The 19,708-nt window shown below is 41.9% G+C and carries 14 protein-coding genes and 1 tRNA gene; 9 read left to right on the forward strand and 6 right to left on the reverse strand.

The window, feature by feature from the left end; genetic code table 11:
• The first annotated feature begins 48 nt into the window (after positions 1 to 48).
• Together cobN and NIES592_RS16685 are read left to right on the forward strand one after the other, a co-directional pair.
• Positions 49 to 3,888 (forward strand): cobaltochelatase subunit CobN, encoded by a 3,840-nt coding sequence (cobN, locus tag NIES592_RS16680; RefSeq protein WP_062244871.1) that lies wholly within the window; start codon positions 49 to 51, stop codon positions 3,886 to 3,888.
• Positions 3,889 to 3,901: 13 nt separating this feature from the next.
• Positions 3,902 to 5,059 (forward strand): peptidoglycan-binding domain-containing protein, encoded by a 1,158-nt coding sequence (locus NIES592_RS16685; RefSeq protein WP_073556337.1) that lies wholly within the window; start codon positions 3,902 to 3,904, stop codon positions 5,057 to 5,059.
• Between the two features lie 122 nt (positions 5,060 to 5,181).
• Here the strand turns inward: NIES592_RS16685 and NIES592_RS16690 are convergent, their stop codons facing one another.
• From NIES592_RS16690 to lipA, 4 genes are all read right to left on the reverse strand, one after another.
• Positions 5,182 to 5,637, reverse strand: coding sequence for a Fur family transcriptional regulator (locus NIES592_RS16690; protein ID WP_009458621.1), 456 nt, complete (start codon positions 5,635 to 5,637; stop codon positions 5,182 to 5,184).
• A gap of 325 nt (positions 5,638 to 5,962) precedes the next feature.
• Positions 5,963 to 7,213 (reverse strand): RNA polymerase sigma factor SigC, encoded by a 1,251-nt coding sequence (gene sigC / locus NIES592_RS16695; RefSeq protein WP_062244865.1) that lies wholly within the window; start codon positions 7,211 to 7,213, stop codon positions 5,963 to 5,965.
• Between the two features lie 480 nt (positions 7,214 to 7,693).
• Positions 7,694 to 8,623, reverse strand: a complete 930-nt coding sequence (locus NIES592_RS16700) for an NAD(P)H-dependent glycerol-3-phosphate dehydrogenase (RefSeq protein ID WP_073556338.1) — start codon at positions 8,621 to 8,623, stop codon at positions 7,694 to 7,696.
• 140 nt (positions 8,624 to 8,763) lie between these two features.
• Positions 8,764 to 9,636 carry a lipoyl synthase gene (lipA, locus tag NIES592_RS16705; protein WP_073556339.1) on the reverse strand — a complete coding sequence of 291 codons (873 nt, stop codon included), beginning with the start codon at positions 9,634 to 9,636 and terminating at the stop codon, positions 8,764 to 8,766.
• Between the two features lie 157 nt (positions 9,637 to 9,793).
• Between lipA and NIES592_RS16710 the strand changes: the two genes are divergently transcribed.
• Positions 9,794 to 9,867, forward strand: a tRNA-Pro gene (locus NIES592_RS16710).
• Between the two features lie 13 nt (positions 9,868 to 9,880).
• On the opposite strand, the gene NIES592_RS16715 is transcribed toward NIES592_RS16710, so the two are convergent.
• A complete protein-coding gene (locus NIES592_RS16715; protein WP_073556340.1) occupies positions 9,881 to 14,350 on the reverse strand; it encodes a pentapeptide repeat-containing protein in 4,470 nt (1,489 codons plus the stop codon).
• Between the two features lie 368 nt (positions 14,351 to 14,718).
• Here NIES592_RS16715 and NIES592_RS16720 point away from each other — a divergent pair, with 368 nt between their 5' ends.
• From NIES592_RS16720 to NIES592_RS16735, 4 genes are all read left to right on the forward strand, one after another.
• On the forward strand, positions 14,719 to 15,414 hold the full coding sequence (locus tag NIES592_RS16720) for a cupin domain-containing protein (RefSeq protein WP_256678158.1): 696 nt from the start codon (positions 14,719 to 14,721) through the stop codon (positions 15,412 to 15,414).
• 353 nt (positions 15,415 to 15,767) lie between these two features.
• Positions 15,768 to 16,163: a hypothetical protein gene (locus NIES592_RS16725; RefSeq protein WP_062244849.1), complete on the forward strand. Its 396-nt coding sequence runs from the start codon at positions 15,768 to 15,770 to the stop codon at positions 16,161 to 16,163.
• Positions 16,164 to 16,341: 178 nt separating this feature from the next.
• Entirely contained in the window at positions 16,342 to 16,590 is a 249-nt protein-coding gene (locus tag NIES592_RS16730) for a hypothetical protein (protein ID WP_062244847.1), read from the forward strand.
• A 94-nt stretch (positions 16,591 to 16,684) separates the two neighbouring features.
• Complete coding sequence (locus NIES592_RS16735) at positions 16,685 to 16,924, forward strand: hypothetical protein (protein WP_073556342.1); 240 nt, start codon at positions 16,685 to 16,687, stop codon at positions 16,922 to 16,924.
• A gap of 191 nt (positions 16,925 to 17,115) precedes the next feature.
• On the opposite strand, the gene NIES592_RS16740 is transcribed toward NIES592_RS16735, so the two are convergent.
• Positions 17,116 to 17,883, reverse strand: coding sequence for an N-acetylmuramoyl-L-alanine amidase (locus NIES592_RS16740; RefSeq protein WP_073556343.1), 768 nt, complete (start codon positions 17,881 to 17,883; stop codon positions 17,116 to 17,118).
• Positions 17,884 to 18,041: 158 nt separating this feature from the next.
• Here NIES592_RS16740 and NIES592_RS16745 point away from each other — a divergent pair, with 158 nt between their 5' ends.
• Both NIES592_RS16745 and NIES592_RS16750 read left to right on the forward strand, forming a co-directional pair.
• The gene (locus NIES592_RS16745; RefSeq protein WP_062244838.1) at positions 18,042 to 18,872 is read left to right on the forward strand and encodes a PD-(D/E)XK nuclease family protein; all 831 of its coding nucleotides are present in this window, start codon (positions 18,042 to 18,044) and stop codon (positions 18,870 to 18,872) included.
• 101 nt (positions 18,873 to 18,973) lie between these two features.
• Entirely contained in the window at positions 18,974 to 19,576 is a 603-nt protein-coding gene (locus NIES592_RS16750) for a GNAT family N-acetyltransferase (RefSeq protein ID WP_062250451.1), read from the forward strand.
• Positions 19,577 to 19,708 lie beyond the last annotated feature (132 nt).

The following is a 19,708-nucleotide window of genomic DNA, read 5'->3' on the forward strand; positions in this document are numbered from 1 at the left end:
TGAATTATTCGCGTTCTAACCAACAGTTTAAGATCCTCAGACAGGAATATGCATCGTATTAATGCCACTCCGGGAGGTTGGAACCTCCAATCAGAAGGTGTAAGCTTCCTAGAACAAACTCCAGCTCCCCTTGTATTGCTGACGGCTGCTGACACCGACATTCAAACTTTGGCAGCTACAATCCCCAAGTTACCTACAAAATTTCCTGCATTTAGAGTTGCTAACCTATTGAACTTGCAGCATCAAGTTAGCATTGATAACTATGCCGAGCAAGTTTTACAACAAGCACAAGTAATTATCCTGCGCTTACTAGGAGGACGTTCCTATTGGGCTTACGGGTTAGAGGTAGTGCAGGAAATAGCACAAAACAATGATATAAACTTCATTGTAATGCCAGGGGACGATGCTCTTGATCCTGCTCTTATGTCCCACTCTACCCTGCCTTTGGGTGTTGTGAACAAAATCTGGCGCTATTTCAACGAAGGTGGCACAGAAAATATTGCTAATGCCTTGCAATATATTGCTGATCATTGCCTTTCCACTTCCTTTAATCCACCACCACCCCAGGTAGTTCCGCGTATCGGGCTGTATTCTTGGTTGGGGAAATTGGCAGGTGGGAAACTTCCCATCACTGCCAAAGTCGGTATCCTCTTCTACCGCGCCCATTATTTGGCGGGAAATACCAAAGTCATTGATGCTTTGTGCGAAGCTTTGGCAAAACGGAATTTAGAACCTGTACCAGTGTTTGTTTCTTCGCTGCGTGAACTTGATGTGCAAGAGGAGTTGAGCGAAATTTTTCAACCAAAAGACTCGCAGTCAATATCTGTACTGCTGAATACTACTAGTTTTTCTTTGGCGCGGTTGGAAACAGAAGCACCCCAACTAGAACTGTGGCAAAAATTAGATGTGCCTGTTTTACAGGTAATTTTAAGTGGTGGTACTGTGGAACAGTGGCAGGCACAGTTTCAAGGACTTTCCCCCCGGGACATCGCTATGAATGTGGCACTACCAGAAGTAGATGGACGGATTATTAGTCGGGCTGTATCTTTTAAAGCAGTGCAAACTCGGCATCCCCAGTTAGAAACTGATGTTATGGTTTATGAACCTGTGCGGGATCGCATTGAGTTTGTTGCGGAATTAGCAGCTAATTGGGTGCGTCTGCGTTCTAAGCCGCCCCAACAACGACGTATTGCTCTGATTTTGGCAAATTACCCCACCCGTGATGGCCGCATAGCCAATGGTGTAGGATTAGACACACCTGCTAGCTGTGTAGAAATTCTTCGGGCTTTACAGTTGGCAGGGTATGAGGTGGAAAAGATTCCTGCTACTGGTGATGAATTAATCCGGCTGCTCACTGGTGGGGTAACGAATGATCCGGAAGGTAGGGAGTTGCGTCCAGTGCTGCAAAGTGTTTCTGCACAGGAGTATCAGGAGTATTTTGCTAGTTTGCCCCAAGAAGTGCAGCAGGGGATTTGCGATCGGTGGAGAGAAGGAGGACAAGAGGGGCAAGGAGGAGTAAATTATTTTCCCACCCCTCACACCCCTCACACTCCCCCCTCTCCCTTGTCTTTTCCCGATCCCCAATCCCCGATCCCCGGTATTCAACTCGGTAACATCTTCGTAGGCATTCAGCCCGCGCGGGGTTATGATCTTGACCCGAGTTTGAATTATCATGCACCAGATTTAGAACCAACTCATGCCTATTTGGCTTTTTATTACTGGGTAAGGGAATGTTTTGCTGCGGATGCTGTGGTACATGTAGGTAAACATGGGAATTTGGAATGGCTACCTGGTAAGAGTGTGGCTTTATCGAGTAGTTGCTACCCAGAGGTAGCTTTGGGGGCGCTTCCCCATTTGTATCCGTTTATTGTCAATGATCCTGGTGAGGGTTCTCAAGCTAAACGACGTACCCAAGCGGTGATTGTGGATCACTTGACGCCGCCTTTGACTCGTGCGGAATTATATGGTGGTTTACAGCAACTGGAAAATTTAATTGATGAGTATTACGAGGCAGAGAGTTTAGATCCAGGGCGTTTAAGCGCAGTTTGCTCGCGCATCCAAGAATTAATTCTCAAAGAAAATCTTCACCTCGATTTGAAATTGGTTAATAGCCAAGAACAATTACCAATTGGCAAAATCGATGGTTATTTGTGTGAATTGAAAGAAGCCCAAATTCGTGATGGTTTACATATTTTTGGGCAATGTCCAAGGGGTAGGCAACTACGAGATTTAATTGTAGCGATCGCTCGTCATCCCAATCGTTATCATCATGGCTTGACTCGCGCTATCGCTGAAGATTTGGGCTTAGATTTTGATCCGTTGACAGCAGATTTTGCTACACAACTATCACCTCACAGCCAGCAAATTCTCCAAGAAAAATTTCAGCTTCCCTGTCGCATCGTCGGCGATGCAGTGGAAGTTCTAGAAACCTACGCCGCCACCCTCGTAGAAAATCTCATCTGTTCCCCCACCCCTCCACCCTCGACTCCCTCCCTCACCTGGATACACTCCCGCCTCCTTCCTGCTTTGCAAAAAACTCACCAAGAAATTACTCACCTGTTGCGTGGACTTGATGGTAGGTACGTCAAGAGCGCCCCTGCTGGTGCGCCTACCCGTGGACGACCGGAGGTTCTACCCACAGGTAATAATTTTTACACTTTTGATATTCGTGCTTTACCCACAGAAATAGCTTGGGATATAGGTAGAAAAGCAGCGGAGACTTTGATTGAATGCTACACACAAGAGCATGGAGAGTATCCTAAAACACTGGGTTTATCCCTGTGGGGAACTGCCACTATGCGAACTGGAGGTGATGATATTGCTGAAGCTTTGGCTTTGTTGGGTGTACAGCCTGTTTGGGATGGTGCAGCAAGGCGGGTTGTAGATTTTGAAATTTTGCCGTTGTCAGTGTTAGGACGCCCACGGGTGGATGTGACATTAAGAATTTCTGGATTTTTCCGGGATGCTTTTCCTAATCTAATAAGTTTATTTGACCAAGCAGTTGCAGCAGTAGCAATCTTGGATGAACCTCCATCATTAAACCCGCTCGCCGCACAAGTTCGTCAAGAAACAGATTTTTGGATGAAACAAGGCTTGAGTTCACAAGAGGCGCAGGTGCGATCGCGTTATCGGGTTTTTGGCTCTAAGCCAGGCGCTTATGGTGCTGGACTGCAAGGTTTAATAGAATCACAAAATTGGACAGATGATCAAGATTTAGCGCGTGCCTACATTAACTGGAGTTGCTACGCCTATACTAGTTGCCCCTCTCAAGAAGGATTAGGAGAGTTAGGGGGCGTTTCGGCACCTGAAGCCTTTGAGCAACGTCTATCACAGATGCAGATTGTCTTACATAATCAAGACAATCGTGAACACGACATCCTTGATTCCGATGATTATTACCAATTTCAAGGAGGTTTAACAGCAGCAGTACGTTCTATCCAGGGGACAAATCCCCAAACTTATTTTGGTGATAATTCCATGACTGCTAAACCGCGAGTCCGGACTCTCAAAGAAGAAATTGCTAGAGTATATCGTTCTCGTGTAGTCAATCCGAAATGGATAGCAGGAGTCATGCGCCATGGTTATAAAGGTGCATTTGAAATGGCAGCGACGGTAGATTATTTATTTGCCTACGATGCTACAGCCAAATGTGTAGAAGATCATATGTATGAGGGAATCGCACAAGCGTACTTGTTCGATCCTGTTGTCAGTGAATTCATCCAGAGTAGAAACCCGTATGCCTTACGTGATATAGCTGAGAGGCTTTTGGAAGCACAAAAACGCGGTTTATGGCAGGATGCAAATTTACAGACACTCGAAAATTTGAGAAACTTAGTTCATCAAGCAGAAGCAGTAATAGAACAAAAATCAACTTATCTCGAAAAGTAGTGTAGGGAAATCTATGGACAATCTTGCGTATTTGCACGTAGCTTTTGCCTACGAGGAGTCTCCGTCAAGTGAATTAGTTTTCCTAAGTTCTTGGTTGGAGAACACAGCGGCACCAGATTGGAAACGTCTTTCCGCTAAGGCTTGGAAGCATATGCTTCCCCTTGTTCTCAGTTTGTCTATTCTCAGTGCTGTTGGTAGTGCTTTGGCATTGGAAAGAGGTGATCAAGGGCCTTCTGTTCGCTCCTTGCAACAAAAGTTAAAAGAAGCGGGTTTTTATCAAGCGCCCATTACCCAAGTATACGACTTTGATACAGAAGCTGCCGTCCGGCGTTTTCAAAAAGCTGCTGGCATTCAAGTAAACGGCATTGCTGGTCCAACAACCTTGCAAACACTACAAAAATGGCCCAAAGGTAGTAGTAGCCAACTCTCAAAACTCAGTAATTTGAGTAATCCAATTCCTAAAACTAGTACCGTGAGTTATAGAACTCAGCAACCCAGTACTGTGAACATTACTACAGCCAACAAGCGCCGCAATCCTAATCTATTACAGAAAGGTGACGAAGGACAAGCAGTCAAAATCTTGCAAGAGCGCTTACGAATAGCAGGCTATTATTACGGAAAATCTACGGGTATATTTGGTCCGATTACCGAAGAAGCTGTGAAGCGGTTCCAACAAGCCTATAACCTCAGAGTTGACGGTGTTGTGGGACCAGCAACAAGCCGGAGATTACCACCAGTGGGTGTTGGTTATGGAGATGATACACCTAAACCAGCAAAAAATAGAGATAATCTCACAGTAGGCGATCGCGGTGAGGTTGTGAGAGTCCTGCAAGCACAGCTGATAAAAGCTGGATATTTACAGGGAGAGCCAAATGGCTACTATGGACCGTATACAGCCGATGCAGTAAGGCGATTCCAGGCTGATAACTACCTCAAAGCAACTGGTATTGCAGGTCCTACAACTAGAGCCAAGTTGTACAGTATGCTAAATCCTACTTCTAAATCTAAGAGTGAATTTAGTGTTCTGGAAATACAAAGACGACTTCAAGAGCGTGGTTTTTACAAAGGACCCCTCAATGGTGTGATGGGAGATGAAACAAAACGAGCTATTAAACAAGCTCAAGAATTTTATGGCATCAGTCTCAGTGACGTGAGAAGCGGAACATATTAGCTCCGCTCAGTTGTCAGTATTGATACTTAACAGCTTGCCTATCCCCACTCACAGCCAGTCGAAAACTGTTCAAACAATTTTTTTCTTTGATCTCAGCACATCCCCAATGGTTTACTCAAGTACTACAAAGGCATTAATGCTCGTTGACACTTGGGGCAAACAGCATGGATTGTCAGCTGGCAATCAAGCAGTTGATAACCTTCTTTTTGAGCAGTTTTCGCACCAATTTTTAAGATAGAGTCATTTTTGAACTCTATAGTTGTGTTGCATCTGACGCAGATGAGATGGTGGTGATGATAGGGATAAGGTTGGTTCAATTCATAATGCTTATGTCCTTCTCCCAACTCCAGTTCCCGCAAAATTCCCATCCGCGCCATCAACTTGAGGGTGCGGTAGATGGTTGACAAGCTAATTCCTTCGCCATTGGATTCTAGCCTATGATACAAATCCTCTGCACTGAGATGTTCACCTTGCGGAAGATCCTGAAAAATGTGTAGAATCGTTTCTCGCTGGGGTGTTAAACGCCAGCCGCGATCATTAAGTTCTGCCTTGAGTGAAGCAGCTGTGTAGACAGTCATACTAATTTTTCTCAACAAACCCTTTCAGCTGAGAATATAACAAAACTTGAGGGTAATTTGCAACAATGATGTCTTATTGAGAACATTTACTAAATGCTATGGCACGAGCTATGAAAAATTAATAGGTAACACACTCTATTGTGATCCCCGTGAGAAAAATATCTTGACGAAATAAACTTTTGAGACACAGTTCCATTAACTGCAAATCATTTGCCATAGCTTAGTCAGGCTTTTGGGGAGGGGGATCAAAAATAATTGGTTGTTGGTTGATTGTTGGCTGTTGTTTGGAGTTACTACCATCTAACAACTATCAACTATCAACTCATTAGCTCAGAGACTCCAAATAATCGCGAATCAGGTTGCGTCGCTTGGGTTGGCGTAACTTTTGCAGTGCTTTGGATTCAATTTGGCGTACTCGTTCTCGTGATAAGTCAAGAGCGCGCCCAATTTCTGCTAGCGAGTAAGGCTGACCGTCTGCTAGTCCAAACCGCATGAGAATCACGTCCCGTTCACGGTTGGTTAAATCTGCCAACAGGTGCTGCAAGTCTCTTTGTAATGATTCTCGCATGAGCATATCCTCTGGCGTCACACTGTCGGTTTCCAGCAATTCGCCTAATTCTGTGTCTTTATCTTTACCAACCTTGGTTTCTAGAGAGACGGAGCGAGGCACCCTTAACAACACTTCTCTAACTTGGGTAGGTGTCATTTCTAACTCTTGCGCCAAGTCTTCCAGAGTTGGGGTACGACCTTTTTCTTGAGCAATTTTACGTTGAGCTTTTTTGATTTTGTTCAGCTTTTCTGTAATGTGAACAGGAAGGCGAATTGTCCGGCTAGAAGTTGCGATCGCCCGTGTGATCCCCTGACGAATCCACCAATAGGCGTAAGTGCTAAAACGATAACCCTTGGTTGGGTCAAATTTTTCCACAGCTCGCTCTAAGCCCAAAGTTCCTTCTTGGACTAAATCTAACAATTCTAGACCACGATTTTGGTACTTTTTAGCAACAGATACAACTAGGCGGAGGTTCGCCTTGATCATGTGTTCTTTGGACTGGAGTCCATCACTCTGAATTTTCTCCAATTCCTCCACAGTCAATTTGGCAATTTCAGCCCAGCGCCGTTTCCCTTGTCCTAAAATTTGTTTGAGTTCCAACACCTCTACACCAGCAGCGCTCGCCCACCTTTCGATAGAAGGGCGATGTCCCAATTCCGATGCTAAACGCTCCTGAACTTCGATGACTCGGAGATAAGGTATTAGTATTTCGTCTCCTTGCTTGGCAGCATTAGACAAGACTATCCGCATCCGCAAGTAGCGCTGAACTTTCTGAGCTTCTGAAACCTCTTCATCCCGCCCTAACAGTCTAACCCTACCAATTTCCTGAAGATACAGACGCACCAGATCTGTGCTGCGACGGTTAGCGCTAACAGCAAAACTGGCGGGATCTTGAGCAGCCATCTCCAACTCTTCCAGATCGTCTACTGGTAATTCAGTGTCATCAATCGTAAGATCCGGGTCAAACATTTGAGAGGATTGTTGGGTTTCGTAGGCGGCTTCTGCGTAAAAAGATGTTGCTGGCATAAGGGTCGTCTCAATGGCTCCAGGTAACAATAGATTGCGGTCAGCTAAATCTAATCAACTGTTGCTATTGTTCCCGTGATTTACGAAGAACTAACACGGTTTTAAGTAACATTTGGGTTTTTTTTCGAAAACCATACTGGTTTTTTTATTACATCTCCATAACTCAGCTATTAGGCTGCTTTTTCCAGTGAACCAATAGCTATTCAAAGGCAAAGCCAGACTAAAGATTACCAATCTTCCAGTCAAGATTTCAAATGTAATTCAGCTTGACTGTCACTTTTACAACGTGGTATAAACATGCATCAGTGAAAAACTTATTTATTACAGGCATAGTCATATCTACATAGCTATGCAGATACTTTCCTGAAGATTTGATATTTTTTGGTCAGGGAATTTTGGTAATTGGTAATTGTTATGAGGCATCAACCACTAATGTACAGACACGATTACTCGCGTCTCTAACCACTAACCACTAACAAATCATTCGTTATATTCCGGCTTGATATCGCGTAGCATCAGTTCTAAGAGTGCCTGTCGCGGAGTAACTTCAGCTTGGAGTAGATGATACACTTGTTCGGTAATGGGCATGGAAATATTTTGCTGCTTTGAGCGCAGCATCAAAACTTTGGTGGTATTAATCCCTTCAGCAGTTCCTTGGAGATGGGTGAGAATTTCTGTAAGACTTTTGCCACAGGCTAATTGGTAGCCAACTTGGTAATTGCGACTCAAAGGACTGTTACCAGTGGCAAGCAAGTCACCTAAACCAGATAAACCGTAAAATGTTTCTTGCTTTGCACCCCAGTGAACACCGATGCGAACCATTTCTGTTAAACCACGGGTGAGTAACGCAGCTTTCGCATTGGTTCCCAACTGCAAACCGTCACATACACCAGCAGCGATCGCCATGACATTTTTCAGTGTTCCTCCTAATTCCACCCCCAAGGGATCAGCATTTGTATAAACCCGGAAACGATTGGATGAAAATACCAGCTGTACAACCTCAGCAGCACTGGTAACATTGCTGGCAACTACCGTTGCGGCTGGTAATTCCTGTTGAATTTCTTGGGATAAATTCGGGCCAGAAAGAACAACTACAGGATGATTGGGAAAAGCTTCTTGCCAAATTTGGGAAGGTGTGCAGGTGGTTTGTGGATCTAAACCTTTTGTGGCTGTAAGAAAAATAATTTCTGGAGAAAGGGGCAAACCTTGGAGTTGAGAAACTACATCTCTAACACCTTTCATAGAGACAGCAGAAACAATGATATCTGCATCCTCTACGAGTTTCTCCAAAGTTCGCGAACTACGACGCGACCAAATATGTACTTTATGATCATTGGCTTTAGCCAAAGTTGCTAAAGCACTTCCCCAAGCACCCGCGCCTAGAATTACTACTGATTTTGAATTTGTCATTTGTCAAAGGTCAAGGGTCAAGAGTTAATAGTTAGTAGTTAGTGGTTAGTAGTTAATTGTTTACTACTTACCCCACCCCTCATACTCCTAAACCCCTCACACTCCTCACACTTCCCCATCTGCCCATCTCCCTTTCATTATCACCCCCGCGGATACCTTTCCATCAATTCCCTGACTTGTTCAGCATGATAAGAGCTTCTTGTCAAGGGTGAAGAGACAACTTGTAAAAATCCTAATTCTTCTCCGAATGCTTGCCAAGTAGCAAATTGGTCTGGGTGGATAAACTGATCTACTTTTAGGTGTTTTTGAGTTGGTTGAAGATACTGTCCAATCGTCAGAATATCACAATCAACTGCACGTAAATCTTGCATAACTTGGCGAATTTCCTCATCAGTTTCACCGAGTCCGACCATAATTCCGGATTTAGTGTAGACACTGGGAGCAAGTAGACGCGATCGCTTGAGTAATTCCAAGGTGCGATCGTAATTACCTTGGGGACGCACACGGCGATATAAACGCGGAACTGTTTCTGTATTATGATTGAGGACTTCCGGTTTGGCTTGGAGAATTAACTCCAGTGCTTCCCAGTTACCGCACAAATCCGGAATTAATACTTCAATAGTAGTGTGAGGTGAAATTGTACGAATTGCTGCAATACAACGGACAAACTGTGATGCGCCTCCATCCGGCAAGTCATCTCGATTGACAGAAGTAATCACCACATGGTTCAGTTTCATCCGGCGCACTGCTTCCGCCAGTCGTGTGGGTTCTGTGGGGTCTAGAGGTTTGGGTTTTTTCTCAAAATCAATATCACAGTAAGGACAAGCACGTGTACAAGCAGGCCCCATGATTAAAAACGTCGCTGTTCCCGCATTAAAGCACTCACCAATATTCGGACAGGACGCTTCCTCACAAACCGTATTTAGGGCTAAATCCCGTAAAATTTCTTTAACATTACCGACGCGCTCCCATTGAGGCGCTTTCACCCGCAACCAGTCTGGTTTAAGAATCACAATCCACTTTTACCACTTAAATAAAGTTAGTTATCAAACTTAATGTTAGCAAGCTTTGAGATCAAGGCTGAAGTATGAAGTATGCCCTACCTTTTTTCTTTATTTGTCATTTAACCAAGCTTGTGATAGTCTATTATCTATATTGGCATTATAGTGCCGGGATGTAGCGCAGCTTGGTAGCGCACTTCGTTCGGGACGAAGGGGCCGCTGGTTCGAATCCAGTCATCCCGATTATTATTTGAGTTTATCCTATTTCAATAGCTCCCAAAGCCTTGAGATTGGCTCTTTGATCTTCAGTCAAGCCAACCACAGCAGTAATGTTCATTCCCTCATAAGGTTTAGAAATCTTTAAGGATAAAGGTAATTCCGATTCATCTGTATGCATGTTTCTCAGGCGAATCATTCCATCATGAATACCACTGGCTATTAACTGCCTATCAGGACTGAAGGCAATTGATAAGACTTCATCAGCATCTTCCTCAAAAGACTTAATCAGCTTATGTTCATGAATATTCCACAGATGTATAGTTCCATCCTGAGAGCCACTAAGGAGGGTATGTCCATCAAGACTAAAAATTACCGAATGTACCCAATTTTTATGTTCCGTTATAGTTTGGATGCACTCACCTGTTTGGATTTGCCAAATCTTCACAGTGCAATCATTACTACCACTAGCGATAATCTGACTATCCGGACTAAAGGCGATCGAGCGGATTAAATTATTATGACCTTGCAATATCTTAATTTCGTTGCCTGTGTGAACATCCCAGATTCTAACGGTATTGTCATCACTACCACTGGCAAGTAGCTGCCCATCTGGACTAAACAGAACCGTCCGCACCCAATTTCCATGACCGCGTAAGATTTTTGGAGGTGTATCCCTATGAACATCCCAGATTCTAACGGTGTTGTCATCGCTACCACTCGCAAGTAGCTGACCATTTGGGCTAAATGCAACTGATCTCACCCAGTGATTGTGATCTTTAAGAACTCGCAGACATTGTTTACTCTTAGTTTGCCTGATATCCCAAATTCTGATTGTATGATCGTCACTGCCGCTAGCAAGCAAGTGACCATCTGGGCTGTATGCTACTGACCAAATGCGACTTGTATGTCCTCTGAGAGTAGTGGCAATCTTGCCATTACGGATATCCCATATCCTAACAATCTTGTCTTCACTACCACTAGCAAGGTACTTACTATTGGGACTAAAAGAAACTGACAAAATCCAATTAGAGTATCCCCTCACTGTACTTAGACATAGACCTGTGTTAGCATCCCAAGTTTTCACTGTTTGGTCGTCACTTCCACTAGCAATTCGTTGACCATCCAAACTAAAAGCTACTGACCAAACTCGATTATCGTGTCCATACAGAATGTTGCGGCATTGATTAGTTTGAATATCCCAGATTCTGACGGTGTTGTCATCACTACCACTAACAATTCGTTGTCCATCAGGGCTAAAAGCTACTGACCTCACCCAATTCTCATGTCCCAGCAAGTTTGTGCAACATTTTGTTGTGCGAATATCCCAAATTCTGACGGTGTTGTCATCACCACCACTAACAAGTCTTTGTCCATTGGGGCAAAAAGCTACTGATCTTACCCAATTCTCATGCCCAGTTAGGGTTTTGAGGCAATTACCTGTGTTACTATCCCAAAGTTTGATGGTTTTATCTTCACCACCACTTGCTAGCATTGTACCTACAGGACTAAATGCTACTGACCAAATCTTACCAACATGTCCTGTCAATGTTTTTAAGTTCTCACCTGTATCAACATTCCATATTTTTATTGTTCCATCTTCACTAGCACTAGCAAGCAGCTTGCCATCATGACTAAAGGTGACTGAACGTACACAACTAATATGTCCTTCCAATGTGCAAAAGCATTTACCAGTTTTAATATCCCATATCTTGATACTTTGGTCGTCGCTGCCACTAGCAAATTTTTGACCATCAGGGCTAAAGGCGATCGAGCGAACCCAGTGATTATGTCCTTTACAAATCGAACGTCTTTGACCCTGAAACAGGCAAATTTCGCCATTAGAAGAACCGATAGCCAGAAATTCTCCACTGAATGCAACTGACAAAATGCTACCAAAAGGTTCTTTGAAAAGAGAATCATCTAAGTAAGCACCTGTAAAATTGGTATTTTGTAGGTTGGCATGGGTTAAATCAGCTCCTTGAATGACAGTATGGCTCAAATCTTCTCCTGCTAGAGCCTCTGGATCAATTTGCAAAAGAAGTGTTACAGCATATCCAGCCACATAACCTACTTCTTTTTCTGTTTTACCACGTGTGGCCTTTATTATCTTCAGCAAGCGATCGCCAGCAGTTTTTGAGCGATCAAGCATGTGTTCGAGCAAGTTGAGAACTGCTTTTGTTAAGTCTCTTTGTCTGTTTGTCAGTTCTCCGAATTTAAAAGCATCAAATAAACGGTTCAGTGATAAAGTCGAAAATTCTTTGAGTGGTGCAATGGGTATAACTTTACCTTGTTCATCGACTTGACGTTGAAAATAAGATAACCAAGTATATGCTTGAGGAAGAGCTTTCTTATCTATATGTAATGATTCTGTTGCTAAATCGACAAAATCAGGAGCTAATACTCCCAGTTGTGCAGCTAGTTTGTAGGCGATAAAGAATTCTAGAAAGGAGCGATGAGCAAGTTCGTAATCACCATCAGCATTTCGAGTCAGCATAGACTGACCCATCATGTCATAGCTCCAATGGTCAATTTCTTCTGGCTGTTGAACAACAGCACCAAATAATCGTCGAATTCGATCTGGGAACTTGCGATAGTTCAGCTGCATTTGATCGGTAACGAACATTTCCCAAGACAGTTCACACAGAAAGTACAGCTTATCAGCAGCAGAAGTAAAGGTACGCTCTGCTTTGATATCCCGGGCCATTTTCTCTCGAACAGCTAATAAATAGATGTGAGACAAATCTACTGGCTGACCTACTTCAATTTTAGGCAGTGCATCCAGTATCAAGTCAATCATCACAGGCCGTCTCGCCAAATCCAAGAGTTTATTATTTCTCGTGACCTGTTCTACGATCGCATCTCTTTCTGCAAGAGTTTTATGTTGCAACCGCGAGCAAAGCATTTGACAAATTTGGTTGTCACTGAGTGTCTGTAATTCCAATACTTCAAATTGGGGACCCAATTTTTTAGTCGAAGTTGGCTGTTCTGTTTCAATAGAATTTAATAAAGCTGCATTCAACAAAGAACGACCTTTTTCTAACTTAGGGAGATGTTCTGCGCGACAAGTGAGAATTACTTTGGCTCCTGTTTCTACGACTTTAGCTAGCTCCCAAAAATTATCAATCACCTTGCGGCGATCTACTTTACCCGCCATTTCATCAAAACCATCGAAAATGAGCAGGAGCTTGCCCATACTATTAAGTTGTTTGAAGACCAAATTAGTCAGGGGAATATTGTGTACGGAGAAGAAGAACCAAGCTAGAACATTCTCTACATTCAGTGCTTTGGTATAATCCCGTAGAGGAATTAACAGAGGTAATCGAGGTCTAGTTTTACCCTGGCGCTTGGCTTCCTGATACCGTTTTAAAGCAGTCCCAGCGTAGTGAAATGCAAACCAAGTTTTGCCTGTACCAAACTCTCCAAGAATAGATATATGTTTCTTATCAGGATCATCTAGCCAGCGATCTATATAGCCATCAATCCAGCCATCGGCTTCATGGTAACAACTGACGATTGGTTCCCCTGTGATTGGGTTGACTCCCTCTTGTTTAATACAGGCTAAAGGAACATAGGTTTTGTCATTAATACCTCGCTTCTTCAGTTGTTCCTCTAACCATTTAAAATATGGGGTAAAATTGACGCCTTCATCAATGAGTTCATCGAAAGTATAACAAAATAGTTCTAATTCTCTGTGTTTTCTATACTCTGCGATCGCTTTACTGGCAGCATAACTAAATTTTAGTTCCTTTTTTTCCTTATACTCCTCAATAGCCTCACGTGCTGCACGGCTAATCCGCAAATCAGCAACCAGCCATGCTTCATTGGGTTTATACTCTAAGACTGCTTGACATAAACCATCCAAGTGATTCAGGTTAATCTCTCCTTCCACACCTCTTGTCAAAATGCGATCGTATCCTCCCCGCTTGGGAATATGGATGATGATGTCAAAGAAGTCATCTTGTCTTGTTCCACCAGGTATGAACTCATAGCCCAAAGCTTCAAACCAACTTCTTATTTTCTTCTCAAGATGGGAAGGTTGTTTAAAGTCAGTTTTTTGAGGAAAGAGGTTTAGTTCCCCTTGATAGGCGAAATTTGCATATGAAATTTGAGACGACCAACCAGCTTTGCTATCACTATTAAAGCTATCTGATTCTATCTTTGACTCGGATAAGTCTGATTCACCTGATGCTTGAGACACAAGGTTGAGATCATCCATAATTTGCGCTTGTGAGGCTGCATTGTGACTCAACCATGCTCTTTGTAGAGCAGCGCGAAAATTTCTCTTGCTGACTTCCTCACCCAGAGCCTCTGAAAGCAACTTCCAGAACTTATGACTGACATCTCCCTTGAGATAGTTGGGTTTATAGGGTGAGCCTTCTGCCATCTTTTCATAAGTCAAACCCTGCCAAGAACCGCGCAGTACGGCTAGTTCTGGGTCAGTCAGCTTCCTACCTTTGGCTTTGTATACTGCTGACTCTACAATCTCGATTACATCTTGAAAATTCATGAGACTGTGGAACATGAGGATTTTTTATCATGATAAAGCATGAATTGGTTCATTTATATACAATTAAGTAAATATACTTATAAATCTTGGTTATTTCTAAACATATCTTTATAAATTTTTAATTTTTTTTGGGATCGTACCAATATCATAACAATTCTATTACTGTTATCATTCGACTCATGTCAATCAAAGTGACTGTCACTGAAACAGGTTGACAAATATTTTACCAAGTTGTCTTTACACAAAAGCATGTAAGCCCATGCTTTAGCAAGATTATTTGTTTATGAAAATTAATTTCTCAGAAGGATTAGATTGTGGACAGTAAGCATTTCATCTCAATTACCCCTAATGATGGGATGCTAAGGGACTTGTCAAAAACACAGCATCCAACACGGTTGTATGGCTGGGGATACACAGGAGAAACTCTAAATTTAAGCGGAAAAGGGACTTATTTCGGGTTTGTCGTTGATGGTCAAACTGATGTGATTTCCTATCACGCAGGGTTTGAACTAGCTTTTACCCTCACCAAAGGAATGTACTTTAGTGTTCCTGGTGCTGTGTCTGTTCGGGGTGGATGTGGAATTGCGATCGCCAGTCTCAGCTATCGTGGGATGTTCATGATTGGCGGACCAATTGAGCAAAAGGGTAGGTTGCGTTACATGGATGGTTGCTCTGATTCCCTGTTGATCCCACCAACGATAAAAGGCGATCCTTGTCTTAACCATTTACATTTTCCACCTGGTATTAGTCAGACACGACACACTCATCCTTCGATCAGGATTGGGGTCGTTATAAAGGGTGAGGGACATTGTGAAGTTCCAGAAAATGAAGATGGAACCGGAGGAATTGTGGAAATTCCTTTGATTCCAGGTCAAATATTTATTATTCCACCCGAAGGTCATCACAGCTTTTTTACTAGAGACAGCAGGTTGGATATTGTTGCATACCATCCAGATAGTGACATCGGACCAACTCATGACGATCATCCGATGATCAACCGGACTTATGTCAATGGGATATCGGCTAGGGAAATTGAGGAAATCAGAACGAAGAGTATTGTCTGATAAATTACGTAGAAGAACTGGAGAAATTATTTAGAATTATGGACTAAATAACATGCAATTAATTTACATATTTACCTCACCCCGCCTACGGCACCCCTCTCCGAGCTCGCGGAGAGGGGCTGGGGGTGAGGTTGTGTATTTTATTTAGTTCGCGTTCCTTAATTGCCAATGCTCTTAAAAAACACTCACAATTTTTCATAATTTCAAGAATAACTGACTTTAGTATACTTTTGCAACAAATTTAAACATGAAAAAACTTGTGATTTCATGTTGCATTTTCATGAAATCGAGTGTAAGCTAAGTATCAAGTCAGGTTAAAAGCCTGATTTGACCAATAGAAACAAAGTAGCCCCATGTTAGAAGGACTTTTCGGGACTCTTCAAGCATATCTACCGAATGAATATCAAGGTTCAATACCGCGCAAATTGATTGTAGAGTGCAACATGATGAGGAGTGGCAAAGTCCCGGAGTTCCTAGTTACCATCGTAGGGCATCCGAATGAAGATTTTCGATTTCAGAAAGCAGACTTAGACACCTATATTTTGAGACGTCAGCTGCTGTTAAAACCTTGTGGTGTGGTGTTAATGGAGAACAGAACCACTGCGATCGATTGTTTAGAAGCAGGTTTACTAAATATTCTTCAAACCACTGGTTTTGGAGACGTAACCCTCACATTTCATAAGGGCTATTTTCTGTGTAAAGTAGCGTTTTCTTATCGAAGAAGTCTTGGAGACTACCTTAACAATTAAGATTTTTGTCCTTTGAAATACCAAGCAGTTATGAAACTGATGGTGGGGATTGAAAAATAAATAAGTTTTGACTATCCAAAGAGAGTTGAACACCAACCCAGGGACTAGTTTACGTGGAGTACCACGCGACTAGTCCCTTGTTTTTTTTCAAAGGAAAACCTATAGGAGATTACTTCTCATGGACTGTAAATATAAAGATCATCCTTTTCCTCCTTGTCGATTTGAGCAACATCCTCGTAATCCTAATATCTATTTTTGTCCCCACTGTCGGGAATCGTATGATGTGCGAGAAGTAGGAAATAAATTTCCTACCTGGCTACTGTTGATGATTGCAATAGTCATTTTAATGATTGTTGCTGGTAATCCTAAATCTCTTCAGGAGACTGAGGAAAATATTCCTACTTCTAACCCTAGTCAACTTGAGTAAGGCTCTTGTATTTGTTACTCTCCCTTACCGTAGTTGAGGGTACATTTCATGACTAAATTCGAGTTTTAAGCAAGTTTAAGTAAGGGGAAAAACTATGAAAACTAATCTGCAAGACGACTATAATCTGCTATTCAAGTTCGCTGTTAAGGGACTCAAGTATTTTGTATTAGCATTAGTTGGCTTTGCGATCGCCTATGTTATATCTACAGTGCTTAACATTGTCCCTATCGCTCAGATACTGTTATCATCCATTTTATGGCAATGGATGATGCGTATAGCTGTTTTCATTTTCTGTTTATTTGCGATCGCTATCATTCTGGATTCTTGGCGGTAGCATTTTGTTGAGATTTTGCCTTTCACATTTGGCTGCTGAGAATTTAAAAAACATTAAATATTTATCTTGGCTGAATTCCACTCAGCCAAGAACAAAATAGCGGCTCAGTCAATGAAAAACTTATCCTGAGCAGCCTGGCTGAGTTATGAAATAGCCTAAATATAGCTAATTATTTAGGAAAATAAATCACATTAAGCTGCTTCTACAACCTTTCCATATGCATCAAAAATAAAATGCTGATCTCGCTCAGCCTTACTTTTATCAACCCACTTCACCCAATAGTGTTTTTCTTCGTATCTGAAATCTAAAATAGGATATTCTCCAGGCTCAATATCTACTAAAGCTTCTTTTGGTATCTCCGATGATTGTTCTGTAGTAGGTTTCAATACTGTTTTTTGAGTAACTTTCAAAAGATATTTTTTTTCTTCAGCAGGTTTTGGTTCATCTGTGTCTGTATCTCCAATTAAACCATCCTTGATTGCTTCAGCCATTTTTTCAGCATTGAAGCGATCCATGTCTGCTTTGGAATCACAAAAACAACACTCTACTAAAATAGCCGGCATGGAGGTATTTTTAATGACAAAAAACGGGGTGCTTTTGACTCCCTTATTTTTAAATCCGAGTTTAACAATTTCGTTGAGAACAGACCTAGCTATAGCTTTAGACGTATTACTAATAGCAAAAACCTCTGTGCCATTCGCTTGCCCATTAAATGCATTAAAATGTATGGAGACAAAGACATCTACATTGTTGCTATTAGCTTTCTCAACTCGTTTTCTGAGTGACTCTCCCACAGTTACAGCTGTTGTAGGAGTGCAATTAATAACACTATGACCTGCGGCTGCCAACTTTTGCATCAAAAATGTACCAACCGCTTTCGTTAATTTATCTTCTTTTTCGACTCCAACCGCCCCTGTATCTGGAGGACAATTATGTCCTATATCAATTCCAAATTTCATTTTTATATTCCCAGCTTTTTGCTTACTTAAGTATTTACTACTTACCAAGCACTATAGCAGTACTGTATCATATTTGACATAAAATCAATCTAAAGTTACAAATTGTATGACTTGAGGTAAAGCGATCGCTTTTTTACAATCAAGGCTAATCTAAAAGAATGCTATCCACTCAAACTCCACTATTGCGACTTTCCCAAGGACAACTCAACCTGCTAGAACGTTGTCCACGGCAGTTTCAACACACCTACTTAGAACAACTCTATTCTCCCACCGAAATAGAACGGGAAGAACACCAGACTTTAGGGAGTCGCTTTCACCTGCTGATGCAACAGCGAGAAATGGGCTTACCTATTGATAGTTTTTTGCAAACAGATGCCCAATTGCAAAGTTGGATGACAGCTTTTACGAAAGCAGTTCCAGAAATTTTAACACCTATTAATCATAGTCAAACTTTTCGAGAAAGCGAACATTTCCGCACCTTACAGATCCAAAATTACTTACTCACCGTCGTTTATGATTTACTAATTGCAGATAATCAACAAGCACAAATTTTCGACTGGAAAACTTATCCCAAACTACCCAATAAACGCAAATTAGAACAAAATTGGCAGACACGTCTTTATATGTACGTATTAGCTGAAACTAGCGATTATCTGCCAGAAAGTATTTCCATGACATATTGGTTTGTTCAATCTAAAGGTAAACCACAAAGTATTAAATTTATTTACGATTATAACCAACACAAAAAGACTGCCAAAAAACTCAATCAACTACTAAGTAAACTAACCACTTGGCTGGAAGATTACCAACAAAAAAAAGATTTTCCACAGGTTTCAGAAAGCAGTAAAACTTGCCAATATTGTCACTTTACCAAGAAGTGTAATCGTAATTACGCTCATCTTGCCCAGAAACCACAAGGAAACTCTCTTCTCCAAGAATTAGACACCAACCTCACGAATATCGCTAATATTCAAGAAGTATCTCTATAAAAGGAATTGTTAGTGTTTGGTAGTTAGTGGTTGGTAGTTGGTAGTTGATTGTTACGACACCCAAACATCAAACAACAACCAAAAAACAACAATATGATTTTATGCATTCACAAGAATTTGATGCGGTTTATGTCCGCGAATTAGAAATTGACGATATCGCCCCTGTCTATCATTTAGGAGAAGAACTATTTACCAGTGATTTGTATCCTTACTTATATCGTTGCTGGGATGAATGGGAGGTGATTGGACTTTATAACACCGATCCAGAATACTGTTTAGTTGCAGAAATCGATGGACAACTTGCAGGATTTATTTTAGGAACCATCATTACCAAAGCATCCTGGACTTATGGATATATTCTCTGGCTAGGAGTCAGCCCAAAATTTCAACGACGTGGTGTAGGTGACAAACTGGTTGATACTGTCATCGCCCGCATGATTGAAGATGGGGCGCGGTTCATGTTGGTAGACACAGATCCAGAAAACGTAGCAGCAGTGAAATTTTTTAGCCGCAAAGGTTTTGGTAACATCCGCCAGCATATTTTCTTGTCAATGAATTTAAGCAAACATGAACATTATGGCAGACTAATTGATTACGAACGACAAAAAGCCGAAAGGGCGGGTTATAAGCGATCGCGTCCTATCCGCACTCGTAAAGCTGAAGCGATCGTCAATGAAGTAGCCCTGAATGAATGGTCTCATTAGTGAATCTCAACACCAAGAAGATTCTGTCATCTAAACATCTAACCTTCTTTGTGTCTTTGTGTCTTTGTGGTTCAAATATTAATTTAATAACCACCAAGACACCAAGACGCCAAGTAATATCATGTTCGCTTG

It is taken from the genome of Fischerella major NIES-592 (assembly GCF_001904645.1).
Lineage (GTDB): Bacteria > Cyanobacteriota > Cyanobacteriia > Cyanobacteriales > Nostocaceae > Fischerella > Fischerella thermalis.